The 20,828-nt window shown below is 41.8% G+C and carries 21 protein-coding genes and 1 tRNA gene; 13 read left to right on the plus strand and 9 right to left on the minus strand.

Features of this window, described 5'->3' with window-relative positions; genetic code table 11:
* Positions 1–193: 193 nt before the first annotated feature.
* From ACXJY6_RS16970 to uvrB, 3 genes are all read right to left on the minus strand, one after another.
* On the minus strand, positions 194–556 hold the full coding sequence (locus ACXJY6_RS16970; RefSeq protein ID WP_458769064.1) for an Hpt domain-containing protein: 363 nt from the start codon (positions 554–556) through the stop codon (positions 194–196).
* Positions 544–1,938, minus strand: a complete 1,395-nt coding sequence (gene luxO, locus ACXJY6_RS16975; protein WP_458769065.1) for a quorum-sensing sigma-54 dependent transcriptional regulator LuxO — start codon at positions 1,936–1,938, stop codon at positions 544–546. The genes ACXJY6_RS16970 and luxO overlap by 13 nt, the downstream gene beginning before the upstream one ends.
* A gap of 254 nt (positions 1,939–2,192) precedes the next feature.
* Entirely contained in the window at positions 2,193–4,226 is a 2,034-nt protein-coding gene (gene uvrB, locus ACXJY6_RS16980) for an excinuclease ABC subunit UvrB (RefSeq protein ID WP_458769066.1), read from the minus strand.
* 539 nt (positions 4,227–4,765) lie between these two features.
* Here uvrB and ACXJY6_RS16985 point away from each other — a divergent pair.
* The 9 genes from ACXJY6_RS16985 to gloA all read left to right on the plus strand — a co-directional run bounded on the left by ACXJY6_RS16985 (position 4,766) and on the right by gloA (position 12,278).
* Positions 4,766–4,841: transfer RNA gene (locus tag ACXJY6_RS16985), tRNA-Asn, on the plus strand.
* Positions 4,842–5,078: 237 nt separating this feature from the next.
* The gene (rsxA, locus tag ACXJY6_RS16990; RefSeq protein WP_456052561.1) at positions 5,079–5,660 is read left to right on the plus strand and encodes an electron transport complex subunit RsxA; all 582 of its coding nucleotides are present in this window, start codon (positions 5,079–5,081) and stop codon (positions 5,658–5,660) included.
* Positions 5,660–6,253 carry an electron transport complex subunit RsxB gene (gene rsxB / locus ACXJY6_RS16995; RefSeq protein ID WP_458769067.1) on the plus strand — a complete coding sequence of 198 codons (594 nt, stop codon included), beginning with the start codon at positions 5,660–5,662 and terminating at the stop codon, positions 6,251–6,253. The genes rsxA and rsxB overlap by 1 nt, the downstream gene beginning before the upstream one ends.
* 2 nt (positions 6,254–6,255) lie before the next feature.
* The gene (gene rsxC, locus ACXJY6_RS17000; RefSeq protein ID WP_458769068.1) at positions 6,256–8,796 is read left to right on the plus strand and encodes an electron transport complex subunit RsxC; all 2,541 of its coding nucleotides are present in this window, start codon (positions 6,256–6,258) and stop codon (positions 8,794–8,796) included.
* Positions 8,796–9,842: an electron transport complex subunit RsxD gene (gene rsxD, locus ACXJY6_RS17005; protein ID WP_458769069.1), complete on the plus strand. Its 1,047-nt coding sequence runs from the start codon at positions 8,796–8,798 to the stop codon at positions 9,840–9,842. Before rsxC ends, rsxD begins: the two co-directional genes overlap by 1 nt.
* An 8-nt stretch (positions 9,843–9,850) precedes the next feature.
* Positions 9,851–10,477: an electron transport complex subunit RsxG gene (gene rsxG / locus ACXJY6_RS17010; RefSeq protein ID WP_458769070.1), complete on the plus strand. Its 627-nt coding sequence runs from the start codon at positions 9,851–9,853 to the stop codon at positions 10,475–10,477.
* Between the two features lie 5 nt (positions 10,478–10,482).
* Entirely contained in the window at positions 10,483–11,184 is a 702-nt protein-coding gene (locus tag ACXJY6_RS17015) for an electron transport complex subunit E (protein WP_456052570.1), read from the plus strand.
* Between the two features lie 7 nt (positions 11,185–11,191).
* A complete protein-coding gene (gene nth, locus ACXJY6_RS17020) occupies positions 11,192–11,827 on the plus strand; it encodes an endonuclease III (protein WP_456052571.1) in 636 nt (211 codons plus the stop codon).
* A gap of 34 nt (positions 11,828–11,861) precedes the next feature.
* The gene (gloA, locus tag ACXJY6_RS17025) at positions 11,862–12,278 is read left to right on the plus strand and encodes a lactoylglutathione lyase (protein ID WP_458769071.1); all 417 of its coding nucleotides are present in this window, start codon (positions 11,862–11,864) and stop codon (positions 12,276–12,278) included.
* A 76-nt stretch (positions 12,279–12,354) separates the two neighbouring features.
* Here the strand turns inward: gloA and motY are convergent, their stop codons facing one another.
* Entirely contained in the window at positions 12,355–13,176 is an 822-nt protein-coding gene (gene motY / locus ACXJY6_RS17030; protein ID WP_456052586.1) for a flagellar protein MotY, read from the minus strand.
* 306 nt (positions 13,177–13,482) lie between these two features.
* Here motY and rnt point away from each other — a divergent pair, with 306 nt between their 5' ends.
* The 3 genes from rnt to ACXJY6_RS17045 all read left to right on the plus strand — a co-directional run bounded on the left by rnt (position 13,483) and on the right by ACXJY6_RS17045 (position 15,248).
* Positions 13,483–14,124, plus strand: coding sequence for a ribonuclease T (rnt, locus tag ACXJY6_RS17035; protein ID WP_456052573.1), 642 nt, complete (start codon positions 13,483–13,485; stop codon positions 14,122–14,124).
* Positions 14,125–14,318: 194 nt separating this feature from the next.
* Complete coding sequence (locus ACXJY6_RS17040) at positions 14,319–14,651, plus strand: DUF3316 domain-containing protein (RefSeq protein WP_456052574.1); 333 nt, start codon at positions 14,319–14,321, stop codon at positions 14,649–14,651.
* A gap of 264 nt (positions 14,652–14,915) precedes the next feature.
* Positions 14,916–15,248, plus strand: coding sequence for a DUF3316 domain-containing protein (locus tag ACXJY6_RS17045; protein ID WP_456052575.1), 333 nt, complete (start codon positions 14,916–14,918; stop codon positions 15,246–15,248).
* Positions 15,249–15,346: 98 nt separating this feature from the next.
* On the opposite strand, the gene ACXJY6_RS17050 is transcribed toward ACXJY6_RS17045, so the two are convergent.
* Positions 15,347–16,033 (minus strand): heavy metal response regulator transcription factor, encoded by a 687-nt coding sequence (locus ACXJY6_RS17050; RefSeq protein ID WP_458769072.1) that lies wholly within the window; start codon positions 16,031–16,033, stop codon positions 15,347–15,349.
* Between the two features lie 246 nt (positions 16,034–16,279).
* Here ACXJY6_RS17050 and ACXJY6_RS17055 point away from each other — a divergent pair, with 246 nt between their 5' ends.
* Positions 16,280–17,740: a heavy metal sensor histidine kinase gene (locus tag ACXJY6_RS17055; protein ID WP_456052577.1), complete on the plus strand. Its 1,461-nt coding sequence runs from the start codon at positions 16,280–16,282 to the stop codon at positions 17,738–17,740.
* Positions 17,741–17,744: 4 nt separating this feature from the next.
* Here ACXJY6_RS17055 and ACXJY6_RS17060 read toward each other — a convergent pair whose 3' ends face one another.
* The 4 genes from ACXJY6_RS17060 to ACXJY6_RS17075 form a co-directional block, all read right to left on the minus strand.
* Positions 17,745–18,041, minus strand: coding sequence for an antibiotic biosynthesis monooxygenase family protein (locus ACXJY6_RS17060; RefSeq protein ID WP_456052578.1), 297 nt, complete (start codon positions 18,039–18,041; stop codon positions 17,745–17,747).
* Between the two features lie 108 nt (positions 18,042–18,149).
* Entirely contained in the window at positions 18,150–19,667 is a 1,518-nt protein-coding gene (gene purF / locus ACXJY6_RS17065) for an amidophosphoribosyltransferase (protein WP_456052579.1), read from the minus strand.
* Positions 19,668–19,701: 34 nt separating this feature from the next.
* Positions 19,702–20,193: a CvpA family protein gene (locus ACXJY6_RS17070; protein WP_456052580.1), complete on the minus strand. Its 492-nt coding sequence runs from the start codon at positions 20,191–20,193 to the stop codon at positions 19,702–19,704.
* A 65-nt stretch (positions 20,194–20,258) separates the two neighbouring features.
* Positions 20,259–20,825, minus strand: coding sequence for an SPOR domain-containing protein (locus tag ACXJY6_RS17075; protein ID WP_458769073.1), 567 nt, complete (start codon positions 20,823–20,825; stop codon positions 20,259–20,261).
* Between the last annotated feature and the right edge of the window lie 3 nt (positions 20,826–20,828).

The following is a 20,828-nucleotide window of genomic DNA, read 5'->3' on the forward strand; positions in this document are numbered from 1 at the left end:
AAGAGCTAGGTGATGTACGAAATATTATTTAACTACTAATTTTATCAGGAGAACAGCCCTTTTGAAAAAAACCATTTCCCATCTATCGAAGAATGCTACTCCTAAACATTAATAATTCAAGTCTCGTGAAATGCGTTTTTACGAAATTGCTACTGATATCTCGCAAGAGATAATTATCGCGACAATAGCGAGTTTACGACTCTTGGCGCAACGTAGAATATGCGGTATGAGTTTGTTTTAGCAATTCGATAAATGGCTGTACTTCACTCTCAATTGACTTGTTTATCTTCACCATACTGTCTATTTCATTCGCGAATCTACATAACTTATCAGCGCCAAAACTGGCGGCGCTGCTTTTTAAAGCATGACTAATCTCACCCAATTGCACTATCACATCGGGGGAGCCGACTGAAGACAGTGTGTTGATATAATCCCCTATTTCACCGAGAAAAATATCCAACAACATTGGCACACTTTCCTCACCAATATCATTAGCGAGCTGGTCGAGCGTATCTTTGTTTATTAAGGCCATAAACTGATTCTCTAACGATTCCATGATTGGATCTTACGATAAAGAGTAGAAGGGCTGACTTCAAGTTGAGAGGCTGCTTTGGGAATATTGCCATGACACACATCGATGGCATTTTCTATCGCGCGTTTCTCTATTACCCAAAGTGGATCGATGTCATCGATTGAGGAAATACTTTGTTGAACTTCAGCCACTTCACCTGCTGGTGCTACTTCTTCCTTTATAATTGGTTGATTCAGGGGGGGTGGTAGCATTTCTACTGAGATCTCCTTTCCCTGATTTAATACCACAACATTTCTCAGCACATTTTGTAGCTGCCTTACATTACCTGGCCATTCGTAATGAATAAAACGCTCCACGACTTCTGGTGTTAAGCGGACAAATTCTTTTCTCTCTTCCTTTGCCATAAACCCAAGTAAAGAGTAGGCAATTTCAATAACATCATCACCGCGTTGACGCAGTGGTGGCAAGTGAAGGGGAATGACATAAAGCCGATAATATAAATCTTCACGAAAGCGCCCTGCTTCCACTTCTTTCCAAGGGTCTCTATTCGTCGCACAAACGAATCTAAGATTGACACTTCGCATCTTCGAAGAGCCTACTTTCTGGAATGTACCAGTCTGAATAAAACGCAACAACTTAGTCTGTAGGTCTAAATCCATTTCACACAATTCATCGAGAAATAGCGTGCCACCATCAGCGAGCTCAGCCGCACCTTGTCGATCGGTTGATGCACCGGTAAAAGCGCCTTTTACATGGCCAAACAACTCACTTTCAATTAAATCTTTAGGGATAGCGGCACAGTTTATAGCAATAAAAGGCTTATCACTTCGATAGCTCGCCGCATGAATCGCTTCCGCACAGACTTCTTTGCCTGTTCCACTTTCGCCTGTAATAAAGATCGTCGCCTTACTTGATGCTGCCGAATCTATCGTACGATATACGGCTTGCATCATTGAGCTACTACCGATAAAACCTTGATATTGTTGACCTAAAGAATCATTCTGAGTATTTTTAGCGATAATGGCTTTTCGTAGCGCATTATTGACAGTAATCCGCAATAGATCAGCTTCACATGGCTTAATGAGGAAATCTTGTGCGCCATAACGCATTGCTTGTACTGCAGTATCGATGGAACCATGGGCTGTCATAAAAATAACGGGAACATCGGGATGTGTGGCTTTGACTGCACTCAACACATCCATCCCCGTCATATCAGGTAATCGTAGATCAAGCAAAATAAGATCAGGCTTACGTTGCTCTAAGCTAACTAAAGCATCATGCCCTGTTGATACGATATTAATATCAATAGTCAGTGGAGTTAAATAAGAGCGATACAACACTGCCACCGACGCTGTATCTTCTACCATCAATAGATATTTTTTGGGCTTACTTTGTTCTTTCAACATTCCTAAACCACGTCACTTGCAATATGAGTTAACTTTCGCATTATGAGTTGCAAAATGCAAATTAAACAGTAAATTTAGGTAAAATAGAGCTTTTTAAGGCTAAAATATGAGCAAATTTGATGGCATGGTACTTGCAAAAGCATAGGAGACTCGAAAGAGTCACCTAGCCAACTGACGTTGTTAGTGAATACAATATTCACAATATTACAGCCAATAGAGTTTTTTCTATTGGCTTTTTTTTCGTCAAAACTTCTCTAACTATTAGCGATAAATTGCTTACGTAGTAGCTCAATTTTATCTCGTACCTGTGCTGCCATCTCAAACTCTAAATCTTGAGCATGCTGATACATTTCGGCTTCTAATTTATTGATCTTCTGATCAAGTTCCTTGGCGGTAAATAAGGCATATTCTGCTTCAGGTTCGGCCACTTTTGATAATTGTTTCACTCGAGATGGTTGAGTGGACTTTTTACCAATCGTTGCCTCGCCCAATTCCATTATATCTTTGATATCTCGTTTTAATGACTGCGGTGTAATGCCATTTTTCTCATTATAATCAACCTGTTTCTCACGACGTCTATTGGTTTCATCCATTGCACGTTTCATCGAGCCTGTAATTTTATCTGCGTATAAAATCGCTCGCCCTTCAATATTTCGAGCAGCTCGACCTATGGTCTGAATGAGTGAACGCTCTGAACGTAAAAAACCTTCTTTGTCGGCATCCAAGATAGCAACCAACGACACTTCGGGCATATCGAGCCCCTCTCGAAGTAAGTTAATACCGACCAATACATCAAACTCCCCTAAACGTAAATCACGAATGATTTCCACTCGTTCAACCGTGTCTATATCCGAATGAAGGTACCGAACTTTAACGTTATGCTCATGAAGGTATTCAGTCAGATCTTCGGCCATCCGTTTGGTTAATGTCGTCACCAATACTCGTTCATTCTTTGCTGAGCGAATTCGAATTTCAGACAGTAAATCATCCACTTGAGTCGCCACGGGCCGAACCTCTAGCTCTGGATCAAGTAGTCCAGTTGGGCGAACAACTTGTTCAGCAATTTCATTGTCTGACTTTTCAAGTTCATAATTACCAGGAGTTGCTGAGACAAATATCGTTTGAGGAGCGAGAGATTCAAATTCATCAAACTTAAGCGGGCGATTATCTAAAGCAGAAGGTAGGCGAAAACCAAATTCGACTAAGGTTTCCTTTCGAGAACGGTCACCTTTATACATTGCACCAATCTGTGGGACCGTGACATGTGATTCATCAATGATCAAAATGCCATCACTCGGTAAATAATCAAACAACGTTGGAGGCGGCTCACCTTCTAAACGGCCGCTTAGCAAACGAGAGTAATTTTCTATGCCAGAGCAAAAGCCCAATTCATTCATCATTTCGACATCAAAATTAACTCGTTGCGAGATGCGCTGTTCTTCCAGCAATTTATTGTTGTCTATAAAATAGGTTTTACGAGAAGCGAGCTCTTCTTTAATATTTTCGATGGCTTCTAAGATGCGTTCTCGAGGTGTGACGTAGTGCGTTTTAGGGTACACAGTATAACGAGCAAGATTACGTTGAAGAATGGCGCCTGTTAATGGATCGAAGATACTAATATTTTCAATTTCATCATCAAACATTTCAACCCGCACCGCCTCACTATCGGACTCTGCCGGATAAATATCAATAACTTCACCACGAACACGAAATTGCCCACGCTCGAATGTCATATCATTGCGGGTATATTGCAATTCAGCCAAGCGTTGAATCATTGAACGCTGATCTGTAATATCTCCACGACGTAAATGAAGCATCATCTTTAAATAAGAGTCAGGATCGCCAAGACCATAAATAGCAGAAACGGAGGCGACAATAATGGCATCTTTGCGCTCCAGCAAAGCTTTCGTCGCTGACAATCGCATCTGTTCTATATGAGCATTAACGGACGAATCTTTCTCAATAAAAGTATCGGTAGTGGGAACATAAGCTTCGGGTTGATAATAATCGTAGTATGAGACGAAAAATTCTACTGCATTGTTAGGAAAAAAAGCCTTCATCTCTCCGTATAGCTGAGCTGCAAGTGTTTTATTTGGCGCGAGTAAAATAGCAGGACGTTGTGATTTGGCAATCACATTTGCCAAAGTAAATGTTTTGCCTGATCCCGTGACACCTAACAATGTTTGACTTGCAAGGCCGGATTCTAACCCTTCCAATAATGTATCTATTGCACTTGGTTGATCACCGGCAGGATCATAAGACGAAACCAACTCATATTTTTTACTCATACACCATCTCTTTTGCTAATTCATTCTACCGGGACTGGCGAGTTTATTGTGGCTAGAGTAGCAAATAACATGCAAGAACTATTTTGCTATCTTTTATATCATTTCATTCATTTTGATCTGGTATCTTCAATTTTCTTCTGTTAATATCTTTCCCCCTCATGATCGATTCAGATCATTATTTTTATAATTTAATCCACTGCTTTTCCCCATACTTGCTAATTATTGTTAGCATTTAGCTAATTCCATGACTTTTCATTTTTACAATCCCAACCTGTGCATATCAAGTTTAAACAGAGCAAAAACAATAAGATACATAGAAATAATCAGCATATTTCTAATCATGTAATTATTTCTCTAATGTCAGAAAATAAGTTAATCAAGATTAATTAACACACTTATCCACAAATTTGGTGGATAAGTAAATATACCCAAGAGCCGACAAGGGATACAGGAAAGTAAAGTTTTTTTTATCATTTTTTTCTATTCGATTCCGTTGACACATCTAGCCCTTATGGGTAATATGCGCGTCGCAAAGCAATTCCCCCTTAGTTCAGTTGGTAGAACGGCGGACTGTTAATCCGTATGTCGCAAGTTCAAGTCTTGCAGGGGGAGCCAAATTTGAAAAGAAGCCACGTCGAAAGATGTGGCTTCTTTCGTTTCCAACGATTGTTGTTTAAAATTTTCCTTAAAAAATTAACGACTCATATTCTCGAGTCCCAACTGTTTATCGAGTAAAACACTATCTTAGACATACCATATGATCACAAAGATAAAACCTTACCTTTCCTTGGTTGTTATTCGTCAAATAAACTCGGATAATACCCTACTCATTAAAATAGCAACGCGTTGATTATGACCGAATATCTTTTGTTGTTGGTAGGTACCGTACTGGTCAATAACTTTGTACTGGTTAAGTTCCTTGGTTTATGCCCTTTTATGGGTGTATCAAAAAAATTAGAAACGGCAATAGGCATGGGGTTTGCGACCACGTTCGTACTGACTCTCGCATCAGTGTGCTCATATTTAGTCGAAAGCTATATTTTAAAACCATTTGCCATTGAGTACCTCAGAACCATGAGCTTTATTTTAGTTATTGCTGTTGTGGTCCAATTTACAGAAATGGTGGTACACAAAACTAGCCCAACTCTATACCGCCTGCTTGGTATTTTTCTGCCGTTAATCACAACCAATTGTGCGGTTCTTGGTGTGGCCTTACTTAACATCAATGAAAACCATAACTTCATTCAGTCAGTCATTTACGGTTTTGGTGCGGCGTTAGGGTTTTCTCTTGTGTTAATCCTATTCGCGTCAATGCGTGAACGCATTCAAGTTGCTGATGTTCCTACCCCTTTTAAAGGAGCATCTATCGCCATGATCACCGCTGGACTTATGTCTTTAGCATTTATGGGCTTTACCGGGTTAGTGAAACTATAATGAACGCTATTCTTATCGCCATCATTGCCCTTGCAGCGCTTGCCGGTATTTTCGGAGCAATCTTAGGGTTTGCATCCATAAAATTCAAAGTTGCCGGCGATCCGATCGTTGAACAAATTGACAATATTTTACCGCAAACTCAATGCGGTCAATGTGGTTACCCTGGGTGCCGACCATACGCTGAAGCCATTGCTAACGGCGATATCATTAATAAATGTCCACCAGGAGGGCAAGCTGCAATAGAAAAGCTTGCCGATTTATTGGGCGTGGATGTTCCTGACTCAACACAAGATACAGCTGAAAACATCAAGACCGTTGCCTTTATTCATGAAGATATGTGTATCGGCTGTACTAAGTGCATTCAGGCGTGCCCAGTAGATGCGATTATTGGTGGTACTAAAGCATTGCATACAGTAATAAAAGATGAATGTACCGGGTGTGATTTATGTGTTGCGCCTTGTCCTACCGATTGCATTGAGATGATTCCAGTTCACGACACTCCCGAAACCTGGAAATGGCAGCTAAACGCAATCCCTGTTGTCAATGTTGATACTCCTGCGCCCGGCGTTAACCTTGAAGAGAAGCAAAGCTAATTATGTTGTCTTTGATTGAGCAAATAAAAACAGGACGACTTTGGGACTTTCCAGGCGGTGTCCACCCACCTGAAAATAAACGACAGTCAAATCAGGCGCTTCCTGTAGAGGCGTCACTGCCATCACAATTGGTTTTGCCCCTAAAGCAACACATTGGGAAATCGGGAGATTTATCGGTTTCAGTCGGTGATAAAGTCCTCAAAGGTCAAACGTTAACACACTATACTTCAAGCTTTATGCTTCCGATTCATGCGCCTACATCTGGCGTTATTTCTGCTATTGAAAAGCGTACGATTTCTCACCCTTCTGGATTAGAGGATCTATGTATTGTTCTCGAACCTGATGGTGAAGACAGGTGGATTGAGAGGCAATGTACGACAAACTTTCAGCTTCATAGCCCAGAATCGCTAATTGAAGAAATTCGCGATGCCGGGATTTCAGGTTTAGGCGGCGCCGGTTTCCCGACTGCCAAGAAAATCCAATCTGGGATAGCGCGCACCGAAATATTAATTATCAATGGTGCAGAGTGTGAGCCTTACATCACGGCAGACGATGTGTTAATGCAACACTATGCACAGGAGATCGTTACGGGTATTGAAGTGGTCAAACACATCCTTCAACCTGAACTTGTATTAATCGCAATCGAAGATAATAAACCACAAGCCGTTGAAGCCATGGCAAAAGCTGCGGCCGATAAAGATTACGTGATTCGCGTTATACCAACAAAATACCCGTCAGGTGGTGAAAAACAACTGATCAAGGTACTCACAAATAAAGAAGTACCGAATGGTCGCTTGCCAGCAGATATTGGTGTCGTGGTACAAAATGTCGGGTCTCTCTTTGCGATTAAACGCGCCATTATTGACAACGAACCTCTAATTCAACGATTAGTTACTCTAACTGGCAACTGTTTTCAAGAGCAACGAAATGTATGGGCTAAGTTAGGTACGCCCGTTAGCGCATTGCTCGAAGAGTTCAATTATCAAGAGGATAAACGTCATCCTAGATTAATCATGGGCGGCCCAATGATGGGCTTTACCCTCCCTCATGCGAACGTCCCGATTACCAAAACGTCGAATTGTATTTTAGCGCCCAAGAGTAATGAGCTCGCCACCGACTCAGTAGAAATGGCGTGTATTCGCTGTGGGCAATGTGCTGAAGTGTGCCCAGCTTCTTTACTGCCGCAACAATTGTTATGGCATGCGAAAGCACAAGAACATCAGAAGTGTGAAGAATTACATTTAAAAGATTGCATTGAATGCGGAGCTTGCGCTTATGTCTGCCCAAGTGAGATACCTCTAGTCCAATATTACCGCCAAGCGAAAGCGGAAATTAATACGCAAAAACGAGAGGCTCAGGCATCAGAACGCGCCAAGCAACGCTTCGAAGAGAAAAAAGCGCGTTTAGAGCGGGATAAAGCAGAACGTGAAAATCGCTTTAAGAAAGCAGCAGATGCTCGCCGAAGCGAAATGAAACAACAAAGTGGTGGCGATGATGCGATTGCTGCAGCGATTGCGCGAGTGAAAGCGCAAAAAGAGAGTTCAAGCTCACCAGCTGACACCCCCGTTAAACCAGCCGTTGCTGCCGCGATTGCCAAAGCAAAAGCCAAACAGCAAGCAGCTTTAAAAGCGGGTGAAGCAGAGCCAAATAACCAAGAAATGATTCGTCTTAGAGAAGAGCGAAAACAGCTTGCAAGGCAACGTAAAGCTGCTCAACAAGCTCAGTCACAGCCAGATCAAGACGACACCGTTAACATCGATACGACCGAACCAACTGCAGAAGTCGATCCGAAAAAAGCCGCCGTCGCCGCTGCGATTGCGCGAGCCAAAGCACGCAAAGCTGAGCAACAGGCTCAATCACAACCGGATAAAGACGACACCGTTAACATCGATACGACCGAGCCAACTGCAGAAGTCAATCCGAAGAAAGCCGCCGTCGCCGCTGCGATTGCGCGAGCCAAAGCACGCAAAGCTGAGCAACAGGCTCAATCACAACCGGATCAAGACGACACCATTAACATCAATACGACCGAGCCAACTGCAGAAGTCGATCCGAAAAAAGCCGCCGTCGCCGCTGCGATTGCGCGAGCCAAAGCACGCAAAGCTGAGCAGCAAGCTCAATCACAGCCGGATAAAGATGACACCGTTAACACCGATACGACCGAGCCAACTGCAGAAGTCGATCCAAGAAAAGCTGCCGTCGCCGCTGCGATTGCTCGAGCCAAAGCTCGCAAAGCCGAGCAGCAATCTCAATCACAACCGGATAAAGACGACACCGTTAACACCGATACGACCGAGCCAACTGCAGAAGTCGATCCGAGAAAAGCTGCCGTCGCCGCTGCGATTGCACGAGCCAAAGCTCGCAAAGCCGAGCAGCAATCTCAATCACAACCGGATAAAGATGACACCGTTAACACTGATACAAAAGAACCAGCTGCGGAAGTTGACCCGAGAAAAGCCGCCGTCGCCGCTGCGATTGCACGAGCCAAAGCTCGCAAAGCAGAACAAGCAGTAACTCAAATCAATAGCGAGAAAAACAACTAATGGCCTTTTTTATTTCTAGCTCTCCACATGCGCACAATCGACGCAGCACGACGGATCTAATGAAGTGGGTTATGTTAGCTGCGATTCCTGGGTTAATTGTGCAAACGTACTATTTTGGTTGGGGAACAGTAATTCAGCTGATCCTTGGTCTATTCGTAGCTTCATGCCTCGAAGCAGCGGTCATGACATTTCGTAAACGCTCAGGTAAACGGGCATTACAGGATTACAGTGCATTTGTGACAGCATGGCTACTTGCCGTCGCCATACCTCCCCTTGCACCGTGGTGGGTTATTTGTATCGGACTGATTTTTTCGATTGTGGTCGCCAAGCAGTTATACGGTGGACTAGGACAAAATCCCTTCAATCCAGCCATGATCGGTTACGTTGTTCTCCTTATTTCATTCCCACTTGAAATGACCAGCTGGCTTCCACCACGTGACTTTATCCAAGAACCCGGTTCACTCATTGATACTCTATCCCTTATTTTTACCGGATTCGATAGAGACGGTTTATCCGTTCAGCAAGTTCGACTCGTATTTGACGGTATTACCATGGCAACGCCACTCGATACTATACGAACATCTCTTAATGCAGGGCTAACGATGGCCGAGACTCTAGATAAAACGCAATTCTCGAGCTTCGCTGGCATTGGTTGGCAATGGGTCAACTTAGCTTATCTAATAGGCGGGCTTGCATTAATCAGAGCGCGCGTAATTCAGTGGTACATTCCAGTAGCAATGTTAGTCGCACTTTTTGTCATCAGTACACTCGCACTACTATTTTCACCCGGGACGACAGCATCACCTCTAATTCAGCTATTTTCAGGGGCAACAATGCTTGGAGCTTTCTTTATTGCTACCGACCCTGTTACAGCTTCTACGACAGTAAAAGGCCGATTAATTTATGGCGCATTTATTGGTATCACCATATTTATCATTCGCAGTTGGGGTGGTTTTCCTGATGGTGTGGCCTTTGCAGTCGTCATCGCGAATATGTGTGTACCACTTATTGACTACTACACTAAACCACGTACATATGGGCATTAAGGAGTATCATGTTAACTGCAGTAAGTAAAAATGGCATGATACTAGCGTTATTTGCTAGCTTAACCACTGGTTTCGTTGCCATTACTCACAGTTTTACCGAGCACACCATTGCGGATCAACAAAAGGCACAGCTGTTGCGTACCTTAAACCAAGTTGTTCCCGAGACCAGCCATAATAACGACTTGGCCAAAGCGTGTACGAAAATAACCTTACCTAACTTACCCAATGAAGCATCGTTACATGCGTATATCGCTAAAAAAGACCAAAACATCACTGGCATCGCAATAGAAACCATTGCGCCAGATGGTTACACTGGTCAAATTAAACTGATTGTCGGAATCGATACATCAGGAATCATTACCGGCACTCGCGTCCTTTCACATAACGAAACACCAGGCCTCGGGGACAAAATTGATCTCCGCGTGACCGATTGGATATTAGGATTTACTGGCAAAACACTCACTGCAGAAAATCAATCTCAATGGGCGGTGCGTAAAGATGGTGGGCAGTTCGACCAATTTACTGGCGCGACAATTACACCAAGAGCTGTCGTTAAAGCGGTTAAAAATGTGGTTAATTATGTCCAAGTAAATCATGATGCGCTCTACGCTCAACCATTCAATTGTGAGGAGTAGCGAGAATGAATGCAGAACAAAAAGAGTTAATGACTAATGGGATGTGGAAAAACAACCCAGCTCTAGTTCAATTACTTGGTTTGTGTCCATTACTCGCGGTTTCCGCTACCGTCACAAACGCGCTTGGACTCGGCATCGCCACATTGCTCGTACTGATGGGGTCGAACATTGTCGTGAGCTTAGTGAGAAATTTTGTACCACGTGAAATTCGCATTCCGATTTATGTCATGATCATTGCTGCGCTAGTCACCTGTGTACAGCTTTTAATGAACGCCTACGCATACGGGTTATTTCTTTCGTTAGGTATTTTTATTCCATTAATCGTGACTAACTGCATTATCATTGGTCGAGCAGAGGCATTTGCATCTAAGAATTCTGTTTTATCTTCTGCGCTCGATGGTCTTTGGATGGGACTTGGAATGACAAGTGCTTTAGTCGTGCTTGGTGCAATTAGAGAAATCTTAGGTAACGGGACTCTTTTCGATGGCGCAGATTTACTACTCGGCAGTTGGGCACAGGTGCTCACGATAGAGGTTTTTCACTTCGATAGTCATTTCTTACTCGCTGTACTTCCTCCCGGTGCATTTATTTTCGTTGGCCTACTTATCGCGGCCAAAAATAGTATCGATAGTTGGAATGAAAACCGCCAACCAGCAAAAGAGCAACCAACAATTGAACGAGCCCGTGTGACAAATGTGAGCAAGTGAAAAAATTATGAATAAAACAAAACGGTTAGAAATACTTCAGCGTTTACGGGAAAACAACCCAAAGCCACAAACAGAATTAAATTGGGATTCACCCTTTGAACTCCTTATTGCCGTGTTACTTTCGGCGCAAGCAACCGATGTAAGCGTAAACAAGGCAACGGACAAACTCTACCCCATAGCCAATACCCCCCAGGCGATTTATGACTTAGGCGTTGATGGCGTTAAAGAATACATCAAAACCATTGGCCTATTTAACTCCAAAGCTGAAAACGTTATAAAAACCTGTCGTATTTTACTTGATCAACATAATGGCGAAGTACCAGAAAATAGAGAAGCTCTTGAAGCCTTACCAGGGGTTGGTAGAAAGACCGCTAACGTGGTTCTCAATACGGCATTTGGCTGGCCAACCATTGCGGTTGATACTCATATTTTCAGGGTCTCTAACCGGACAAAATTTGCAATGGGGAAGAACGTCGACGAAGTAGAAGAGAAGCTACTCAAAGTGGTTCCTAAGGAGTTCAAACTCGATATTCACCACTGGCTTATTCTCCACGGTCGTTATACCTGCATTGCGCGTAAGCCACGTTGCGGGAGCTGTATCATAGAAGACCTTTGTGAATTCAAAGAAAAAGTAGACCTATAAAGAAATCATTGACCCAGAAAGCTAGGAGCATTACATGTCAAACAGTCGAATCTTACACACCATGTTACGTGTTGGAAATTTAGAGCGTTCTATCGCCTTTTACACCGATATTATGGGAATGAACCTACTCAGAAAAAGTGAAAACAGCGAATACAAATACACCTTAGCATTTGTAGGTTATGGAGATGAAACTCAAGGTGCCACCATTGAGCTCACATACAACTGGGGAACAGAAGAGTATGATCTTGGATCTGCTTTTGGGCATATCGCGATTGGGTTTGATGATATCTATGCGACCTGTGACGCAATAAAAGCTGCGGGCGGAAATGTCACTCGTGAGCCAGGGCCAGTGAAGGGTGGCTCGACAGAGATTGCATTTGTCAAAGATCCTGATGGCTATATGATTGAATTAATTCAAAACAAGCAAGCAAATTCTGGTCTTACTGGTTAATCGAAATCACACAATAGACCGACAAATAAAAAGAGCTGCGTTTCAAAACGCAGCTCTTTTTTCTAAGTGTCGTAGTCTATATTTGTGAGCGCCCTAAAGAAATTACAACTCGACGGTTTTTATCTTTTCCTATCGGTGTTCCATCATCGGCAACAGCTCTACGTTGGCCATAACCCTGCACATCAATTCGATCTTTAGGTAAACCTAGCGATTCAAAATAATCTTGCAGGACCTTAGCTCGTCGGTCCGATAAGCTCTGGTTTTCACTTTTACTCACCTCGACGTCACTTGCGGTATAAGTTGAAACTAGAACTAAATCAATATCTTGATTGTAACGAATATACTCAGCAATTTGAGTCAAACGCTTTAAGGACGCTTTATTCACCTGAACACGGTCACGGTCATAGTGAAGAATGGTAAATGAAATATCTTCAAAACTATAAGGCAGTAAACGACCGATACAATGGCTAAAATCTTGATATGGTTGCTTAAATAACACAGAGGATAATGCCACTTCTATTCGCTGATCACGGCTCTGCCATTCATTATAGCTAAAAGTAGGATAGCGCCCTTTCTCCAACTCACTCAATATCGACCAAGCGATTTGACCACCCACATAGCCATCAAACTGTTGAAAAAATTGAAGTTTAGTAATAGTTTTGGCCCCTTCCCCAGGGCGCCAAACTGGAGGCATTGAAACAAGTGAAACATCTCTCGTTTTTCCCATAGGACGAAACATCTTGAGCTCAAAATCCATATTGATTTTCTTGCTCGCCCTTACCGTAAATTCCGCATCACCAAAGTTTGGTATATCGTGAATCAACTTACATTCAAGTGGAGAATCCTTAACCAGCTCCCACTGTGATTGGGTAGGCTTTGCTACATAACGCATTTCCATCGCTACAGCATTGGTTGTCAACAACAGACTAGTTAAACCACAGAGACTCACAAGCCAATTTTTCATACCGTATACTACTCTTTCTGATTGAAGTTAAGTGGCACAAAATTGCCACTTAGCCGCCATAAAACATGCGCTTACTATTTCCTGCATTAACTAATGCAATAATCTCGCCAAAATAACCACGATGCCTAGCCTTCCTTTGCGACGACCCACTTTATAATGAGGATTATTAATGCGTTATGATTTTGTCTTACGCGAATAATCTGCAATAATGCACGTCCTATTTTTTCGTTTAGGTTACTTATGACTGATTTGGCACAATCAAATAACTTATGTGATCGCTTCCGAGGTTACTTTCCTGTCGTTATTGACGTTGAGACTGCAGGATTCAATGCAAAAACCGATGCACTTTTGGAAATATGTGCCATAACATTGGCAATGGATGAAGAAGGCAACTTACAACCCGCCACCACCATGCATTTTCATATTGAGCCTTTTGAAGGAGCAAACCTAGAGAAAGAGGCTCTCGAATTTATTGGAATGCGCGACCCTTTTAGCCCCTTACGTGGAGCAATTAGTGAGTCCGAAGCATTAAAAGAAATTTATCGTCAAATACGAAAAGAGCAAAAAGAACAAAATTGTAGCCGGGCGATTATTGTCGCGCATAACGCTCAATTCGATCATAGTTTTGTTTTGGCTGCAAGCGAGCGTTCTAAGTTGAAAAGAGTCCCGTTCCACCCTTTTGCCACCTTTGATACCGCTACATTAAGTGGTTTAGCCTATGGGCAAACCGTGTTAGCTAAAGCATGTAAGACAGCCGGAATCGCGTTTGACAACAAGGAAGCGCACTCTGCCCTATATGATACTCAAAAAACCGCAGAGTTATTCTGTGGCATTGTGAACAAATGGAAACAGTTAGGTGGCTGGCCGCTGAGTGTAGAATAGATATCCCCCATAGAAGAGCACTATCTAATATCGACATGGTGAAAGTTGAATTTTTCACCATGACAAAACTGTCATTTTTGTGTTGGTTTTAGGTCATCTATCCCAAGCTATTATGTATACATAGCAACGAGGTTAAAGAATAAATTCACCTCTCGCTAAACCATAATTAGCCGAATCATATAGAGGACAACATCATGAAAACAATAAAAAATGCACTCATCGTGACAACACTAGCTCTGTTAAGCTCTCAAGCATTCGCTTCAGATTCATTCCAAGAAATACGTGTTGTTCAAACTGCTGACACCAGTACTAAAGCCGCAGCTTATGAGTTGGCGCTCGATAAGTTAGAGACATTACAAGGTGATACAGCGGTCGAATTAAATCGCGATCTTGGCCATGTATCAGCTTACGCAAACAGTGTATCGCTAAACAGCGGCTCATATATAACAGTGGCTGAAAAAATGGATGAAAATGGGACTATGCAATACACCGGTGTTGTTAACGCCAATGTGACCTATGAACGATAACACCCAATAACTACGAGCAACATTTCCCAACCAAATAGTTCGCCCTGTTCCATTTTATAACTGGACCAGGGCTTTTTTGTATATTCACGTTATCAACTGCCATCAGTGTTTATTCTTAATTTTTACAACATGACAAAACTGTCATTTTTGTGTTGGGTTTAAGTCATCTCCCCTGATCTATTATGTATTCATAGCAACGAGGCACGACATCAGATTCGCCTTTCGCTGAAACCAAATTAGATAAATCATATAGAGGACAACAAAATGAAAGCAATCAAAAACACTTTAATCGCTACTACAATGGTACTGTTGAGTTCTCAAGTATTTGCCTCAGACTCATTCCAAGAAGTTCGTGTTGTTAAGACTTCTGATATGAGCAGCAAAGAAGCAGCTTACGAATTGGCTCTTGATAAGCTAGAAGTTTTAAAAAATGATACTGCTGTTGAATTAAACAAAGACCTAGGCAATATCACTGCATACTCAAACAGCGTAAAACTAAATGATGGTTCATATATAACTATTTCGGAAAAGATGGATGAGAATGGCAATATCCTGTACACCGGTCAAGTGAATGCTAATGTAACCTATGACCGCTAAGCTCAGCTAACGAAAGACTTTTTTATTCCCCCTGCAATTCTGTTATTTTGGCTCTGTCTCAACTAACCACTGACACAGAGTCTTTTTTTACCGCTCGTTTATTCTTCTTCAAGAACATCCAAAACATAACCCATACCACGAATAGTGTGAATAAGCTTAGGTTCAAATGACTTATCCACTTTATTACGCAGCCGTCTTATCGCCACATCAATAACATTGGTATCACTATCAAAATTCATATCCCAGACCTGAGAAGCAATCAGAGAACGACTTAAAATCTCTCCTCTTCGCTGCATAAAAAGTTCTAATAAAGAGAACTCTTTTGCTGTTAAATTAATAGATTCATTACCACGAAATGCTCGCCGACGAAGTAAATCCAGCTGCAAGTTTTCTATTTGAATAGTCGAGTCGCTATTCACTGACTTACTATTTCTCTTAAGAATGTTACGAATACGCGCCAGTAACTCCACGAAAGCAAAAGGCTTGACTAAGTAATCATCAGCGCCAAGCTCTAAGCCTTTTACCCGATCTTCTATCTGATCACGTGCCGTTAGCATAAGAACAGGAATATCAATATCGCTACTGCGTAAAGTTTGCAGAATTTGCCACCCATTGAGTTTGGGTAACATAACATCGAGAATAATAAGATCATACTCTTCACTCATTGCCTGATGCAGACCATCAATACCATTAACGGCTAAATCCACTGTATAGCTCGATTCTGTCAGCCCTTTTTTTAAATATTCTCCGGTATCTCGTTCATCTTCAACAATTAATAATCTCATATTCTGCCCGTTATTTTTCACTATTGATTAGTAACATCCGATTTCATTTCAGGAAAACAGGTGGACGACTATTATAAATTAATAAAGCAACATAGAGATGATATTTTTGCCATATAAGTAGATAATACTGCTTTGTTTTCTCCGGTGAGGCGACATTACTCATCTATTATCTATCAAAGACAGTCCGCTTATTAATCATCTGTTTTATGCTAGATAACGAACCAACGATTTGTCTTGGATACAGCTATGCGACTAAAACGTTCTCTAACTCTACGGCTAACCTGTCTATTTTCAGCATCAGCTATTATTACTATTTTCCTTTTATCGCTATTTCTTCATAACGAAATGAGCAATTACTTTATTGCAGAAGATACACATACCTTAAGAACGAAAGCACTTAGGATAAAAGACATCATTGGAAAAAATAACTTCAACAAGGAGTTTTCCAATATTATCAGTAAGATGGAATCAGTTGAGGGAGTCGCCATTAAAGTTGATAATAAAGATAAACAGATCGTACTTTATACTTCCGATAAAATTCACTTTCCTGAAGATATACTCAATAAACAACTAGAAAATGCTGTCGATTATAATACTGATAGCATTGTGCCAGATTTTCGTACGCATCAAAATACACCTCCCCCTCCTGTAGAATCTCTACAGGATGAACTATTTGAATGGTCAGATGGTGGCAGTCTCTATCGTGGCATACAGTTTTATTTCTCAATAAACGATCCGAAGACTCATGCTGTATTGATAACATTAGCGATGAATATCGATCACCGCGTCAATTTTCTTGATCACTTTCAATCGGTGTTAATCAAATTCGCGACTATTGCGGGCCTACTCAGTGCGCTACTGTATGGGTTTGTGACCTATTATGGCTTACAACCATTAAAAAAATTATCCGTCAAAGCTCAATTAGTTTCTGCCAAAGATATTAAACAACGCATGCCTGTTGATGATCTCCCTATTGAAATTGCGGGGTTGTCTGAAACGCTTAACAATATGCTCGAGCGCCTCGAAGATGCGTTTAAACAGTTAGAGAACTTTTCATCAGATATTGCTCATGAGTTAAGAACACCTATCAATAAACTGATGATGCAGACACAAGTAGTCTTATCTAAACCACGTCAAAAGCAAGAATATATCGTAGCGCTTGGAACAAATATTGAAGAGTTTGAACGCCTAGCAAGAATGATTTCAGATATGCTCTTTTTAGCGAAAGCAGATAATAAACAGATATTGCTTTCGCCCGAGTCCATACACTTAGATCAAGAAATCAACGACCTATTTGAATTTTACGAAGCACTTGCTGAAGATCGAAATATCTCTCTAAAGCTGGAAGGAGAAGCTGAAATAGACGGCGACAAACTAATGCTACGTCGTGCTTTTAGCAATTTACTGTCCAATGCAATCAACCATTGTTTTGAAGCAAGTGAAATCAAGGTCAAAATCTACAAACGAAATAAAAGAACCATTCTAGAGTTTATTAATTCCGGCAACACGATTCCAAAGGATGTATTACCCCACCTGTTTACGCGTTTTTATCGTGCTGATGAGGCAAGAACAGACAGTTCACAAGAAGGCGTCGGGCTGGGTTTAGCCATCACTCAATCCATTGCCCAAGCACATGGTGGTCATGTTACTGTCCACTCAGAAGAAAACACAACCACCTTTATATTTGCTATCGATCACGAGGTTTAATTTTTTACTTTTCACCAAATGTGTATCGTCGATGAATTTCAACGACTTCAACAATATAGGACTTATACCATTGATCACGTCCTAATTGTTGAGCAACACTGTGTTCGGCATCCATATGCCAGCGGCGTATATCGTCTTCGCTATCCCAATATGAAATTGCAATTTCTTGTTCACCTTCCGATACCGCAATAAAGTCCAGACAACCATATTTATTGAACGCTAAGTCACGCATGATAGTGACCGTTTCAGAGTATTGTTCGTCCTGTACTCCAACCTTCGCCTTGAAAATAACCGCAAACATCTAACACCCCATATTAGAAAGTGAATACTCTCTTACTATCCCCAAAAGTAAAAAAGCCTGAATAAGTTTCCTTATTCAGGCTTTCGCTATAAATCCAATAACGAGACTCTAGGCGTCTTCGTTATGTAGCTCTAAATTTGCAAGATCTTGCTGAATTTCGCGAATAGTTTTTGAATCATCATTACGCATTGCTTCAATCAAATCTAAGTACGCATGATCAATGTCACCAGTGACGTATTCTCCATCGAATACCGATGTTTCAAAATTCTTAATGGTTTTATTTCCTAGACCGACAGCATCGACAAGATCGTCAAGCGTTTGGAAAATAAGCGCATCAGCCCCTATTTGCTTACAGATAGCATCGTTGTCACGCCCATGAGCAATCAACTCATGCACGCTTGGCATATCAATACCATAAACGTTCGGGAAGCGAATTTCTGGTGCAGCAGAGACCATGAATACTTTCGCGGCTCCTGACTCACGAGCCATTTCAACGATCTGCTCAGAGGTTGTTCCACGTACAATTGAATCATCGACCAATAATACGTTCTTGCCTTTAAACTCCGAACGAATGGCATTGAGTTTACGACGCACTGATTTCACACGTTGCTCTTGACCCGGCATGATAAATGTTCGGCCCACATAACGGTTTTTCACAAACCCTTGACGATAAGGCTTATCGATCGCCTGTGCTATTTGAAGCGCGATATCGTTAGATGTCTCAGGAATTGGAATGACAACATCCACATCAAGATTTGAGTACTCATCCTTTATCCGTTCACCTAATTTTTTACCCATTTCGACACGAGCGCTGTATACCGAGATGTCATCGATAAACGAATCTGGACGTGCAAAGTACACATATTCAAAAATACATGGGTTCAAACTTGGGTTATCAGCACACTGCTTGGTAGATAATTGACCATCAAACGTAACATAAACCGCTTCGCCTGGTGCAACGTCTCGCATAAATTCAAAACCAACCGCATCAAGTGCAACAGATTCCGAAGCCACCATGTACTCGATACGCCCTGTTTTATCGACACGCTGTCCGATACACAAAGGGCGAACGCCAAACGGGTCTCTAAATGCAACCATGCCATGGCCGATTATCATTCCAACTACAGCATATGCACCTTTAATGGTTCGATGAACATTTGCAACCGCGCGAAAAACATCATCACTTGTCACATTGCCTTTAACAGTATCAATTTCATGCGCTAAAACGTTAAGCAACACTTCAGAGTCAGATGTTGTATTGAGGTGACGGCGATCTTTTTCGAACAACTTCTCCCTAATTTCATGAGCATTAGTGAGGTTGCCGTTGTGAGCAAGCGTAATACCAAAAGGAGAGTTAACGTAGAATGGTTGAGCTTCAGAAGCACTTGAGCTTCCCGCAGTCGGGTAACGTACGTGTCCAATACCTACGGTTCCTTGAAGACGTTGCATATGTTTCGCTGCAAAAACATCCTTTACCAAACCGTTCGCCTTTCTTAGACGGAAACGATTGCTTTCTATGGTACAAATACCAGCGGCATCTTGGCCACGGTGCTGTAATACCGTCAATGCATCATAAATTGACTGATTTACTAGCGTTGAGCCAACGATTCCAACAATACCACACATGTGTTAATCCTCGATTTGCGACAAATACTGGCGCCTACACGGCGTCAGTAAGAAAACTTGAAGTTGCTTTTAGATGTTCAAAAAAGAACGCGATTATCCAACGAAACTGTGGCACTAATGTAGATTGTGTCCACCAATCAGAACTCGAAAACGATGTAAACGCATCAAGAGCAAATAACAACGCGGCCACTAATAACACACCTCGCAATGCGCCAAATACGACACCAAGCAGGCGGTCTGTTCCCGATAAACCGGTTTTCTCGACCAATTGACCGATCACGTAGTTTACGATGGCGCCAACAATCAATGTTGCAATAAACAATGCGGCAATCGCAGCACCATTTCTAACAATATCATCTTGTATATTGGTGAAGTACTGCGCCAATTTCTCATAGAAACGGCTAGCAATAAAAAATGCACCAATCCAGGTAATTAACGAAAAAGCTTCTTTAGAGAAGCCTCTGATTAAGCTAATCACTGCTGAGAAGCCAATCACCGCAAGAATTGTATAATCTAACCAGTTCATAATTAAATTTCTTATCTTAAGTTGGCGCGCATTTTATCAGAAAAAATGCTGACGCAAACGTTTTCTTATGGATTTAGTGGTCTAAATTTAATCAATTGACCTTTTGCGCCCGTTATTTTTTCTAACTCTACCAACTGATTCTCTAATTTTTCCTTCGAAACATCAGGGCCAATCAATATACGAGTAAAGCCATTCTCTTTTTTGCTCGTCGCAGTAAACCCTCGTTTTTTTAAGTCGCTGATTAAACGAGCGGCATTGTCGGCATTTTTTAACGCCATCAACTGAATGATCCAGGCTGCATCTTGATAGTCATTCTTAGGCTGTGTTTCTACAACTTTGGTTTTCACGACTTCAATTTTTTCAACACCTTCATTAGACGAGATGGCTTGCGGTTGAACTTCCTCTCCGACCACAGCAGTAACGGGAGCTTGAGGCAATGCAGTTTGATCAAATTCAGGCTCTGGGACATCCATTACAGCAATATTGACTTGTGACTCAGGACGAATTGGAATTGGCGAGATTTCATCCTGATAATGCGTTTTCTTACCATCAAGTAAATCGGGCAGGAAAATAGCTCCTAGCGCTACAAGAATCACAGTTCCTACTAATCGGCTTTGGAATCGACTTGCCATCTA

The organism is Vibrio phycocola, assembly GCF_054404255.1.

Excerpts from the sequence above, each read along its gene's own strand:
- rnt (WP_456052573.1), top strand. The coding sequence starts at position 13,483 with ATGACTGATTTGGCACAATCAAATAACTTATGTGATCGCTTCCGAGGT.
- uvrB (WP_458769066.1), bottom strand. The coding sequence starts at position 4,226 with ATGAGTAAAAAATATGAGTTGGTTTCGTCTTATGATCCTGCCGGTGAT.
- ACXJY6_RS17075 (WP_458769073.1), bottom strand. The coding sequence starts at position 20,825 with ATGGCAAGTCGATTCCAAAGCCGATTAGTAGGAACTGTGATTCTTGTA.
- rsxG (WP_458769070.1), top strand. The coding sequence starts at position 9,851 with ATGTTAACTGCAGTAAGTAAAAATGGCATGATACTAGCGTTATTTGCT.
- nth (WP_456052571.1), top strand. The coding sequence starts at position 11,192 with ATGAATAAAACAAAACGGTTAGAAATACTTCAGCGTTTACGGGAAAAC.
- rsxA (WP_456052561.1), top strand. The coding sequence starts at position 5,079 with ATGACCGAATATCTTTTGTTGTTGGTAGGTACCGTACTGGTCAATAAC.
- ACXJY6_RS17040 (WP_456052574.1), top strand. The coding sequence starts at position 14,319 with ATGAAAACAATAAAAAATGCACTCATCGTGACAACACTAGCTCTGTTA.
- ACXJY6_RS16970 (WP_458769064.1), bottom strand. The coding sequence starts at position 556 with ATGGAATCGTTAGAGAATCAGTTTATGGCCTTAATAAACAAAGATACG.
- rsxB (WP_458769067.1), top strand. The coding sequence starts at position 5,660 with ATGAACGCTATTCTTATCGCCATCATTGCCCTTGCAGCGCTTGCCGGT.
- ACXJY6_RS17050 (WP_458769072.1), bottom strand. The coding sequence starts at position 16,033 with ATGAGATTATTAATTGTTGAAGATGAACGAGATACCGGAGAATATTTA.
- rsxD (WP_458769069.1), top strand. The coding sequence starts at position 8,796 with ATGGCCTTTTTTATTTCTAGCTCTCCACATGCGCACAATCGACGCAGC.
- luxO (WP_458769065.1), bottom strand. The coding sequence starts at position 1,938 with ATGTTGAAAGAACAAAGTAAGCCCAAAAAATATCTATTGATGGTAGAA.
- motY (WP_456052586.1), bottom strand. The coding sequence starts at position 13,176 with ATGGAAATGCGTTATGTAGCAAAGCCTACCCAATCACAGTGGGAGCTG.
- ACXJY6_RS17055 (WP_456052577.1), top strand. The coding sequence starts at position 16,280 with ATGCGACTAAAACGTTCTCTAACTCTACGGCTAACCTGTCTATTTTCA.
- ACXJY6_RS17070 (WP_456052580.1), bottom strand. The coding sequence starts at position 20,193 with ATGAACTGGTTAGATTATACAATTCTTGCGGTGATTGGCTTCTCAGCA.
- ACXJY6_RS17060 (WP_456052578.1), bottom strand. The coding sequence starts at position 18,041 with ATGTTTGCGGTTATTTTCAAGGCGAAGGTTGGAGTACAGGACGAACAA.
- ACXJY6_RS17015 (WP_456052570.1), top strand. The coding sequence starts at position 10,483 with ATGAATGCAGAACAAAAAGAGTTAATGACTAATGGGATGTGGAAAAAC.
- gloA (WP_458769071.1), top strand. The coding sequence starts at position 11,862 with ATGTCAAACAGTCGAATCTTACACACCATGTTACGTGTTGGAAATTTA.
- purF (WP_456052579.1), bottom strand. The coding sequence starts at position 19,667 with ATGTGTGGTATTGTTGGAATCGTTGGCTCAACGCTAGTAAATCAGTCA.
- rsxC (WP_458769068.1), top strand. The coding sequence starts at position 6,256 with ATGTTGTCTTTGATTGAGCAAATAAAAACAGGACGACTTTGGGACTTT.
- ACXJY6_RS17045 (WP_456052575.1), top strand. The coding sequence starts at position 14,916 with ATGAAAGCAATCAAAAACACTTTAATCGCTACTACAATGGTACTGTTG.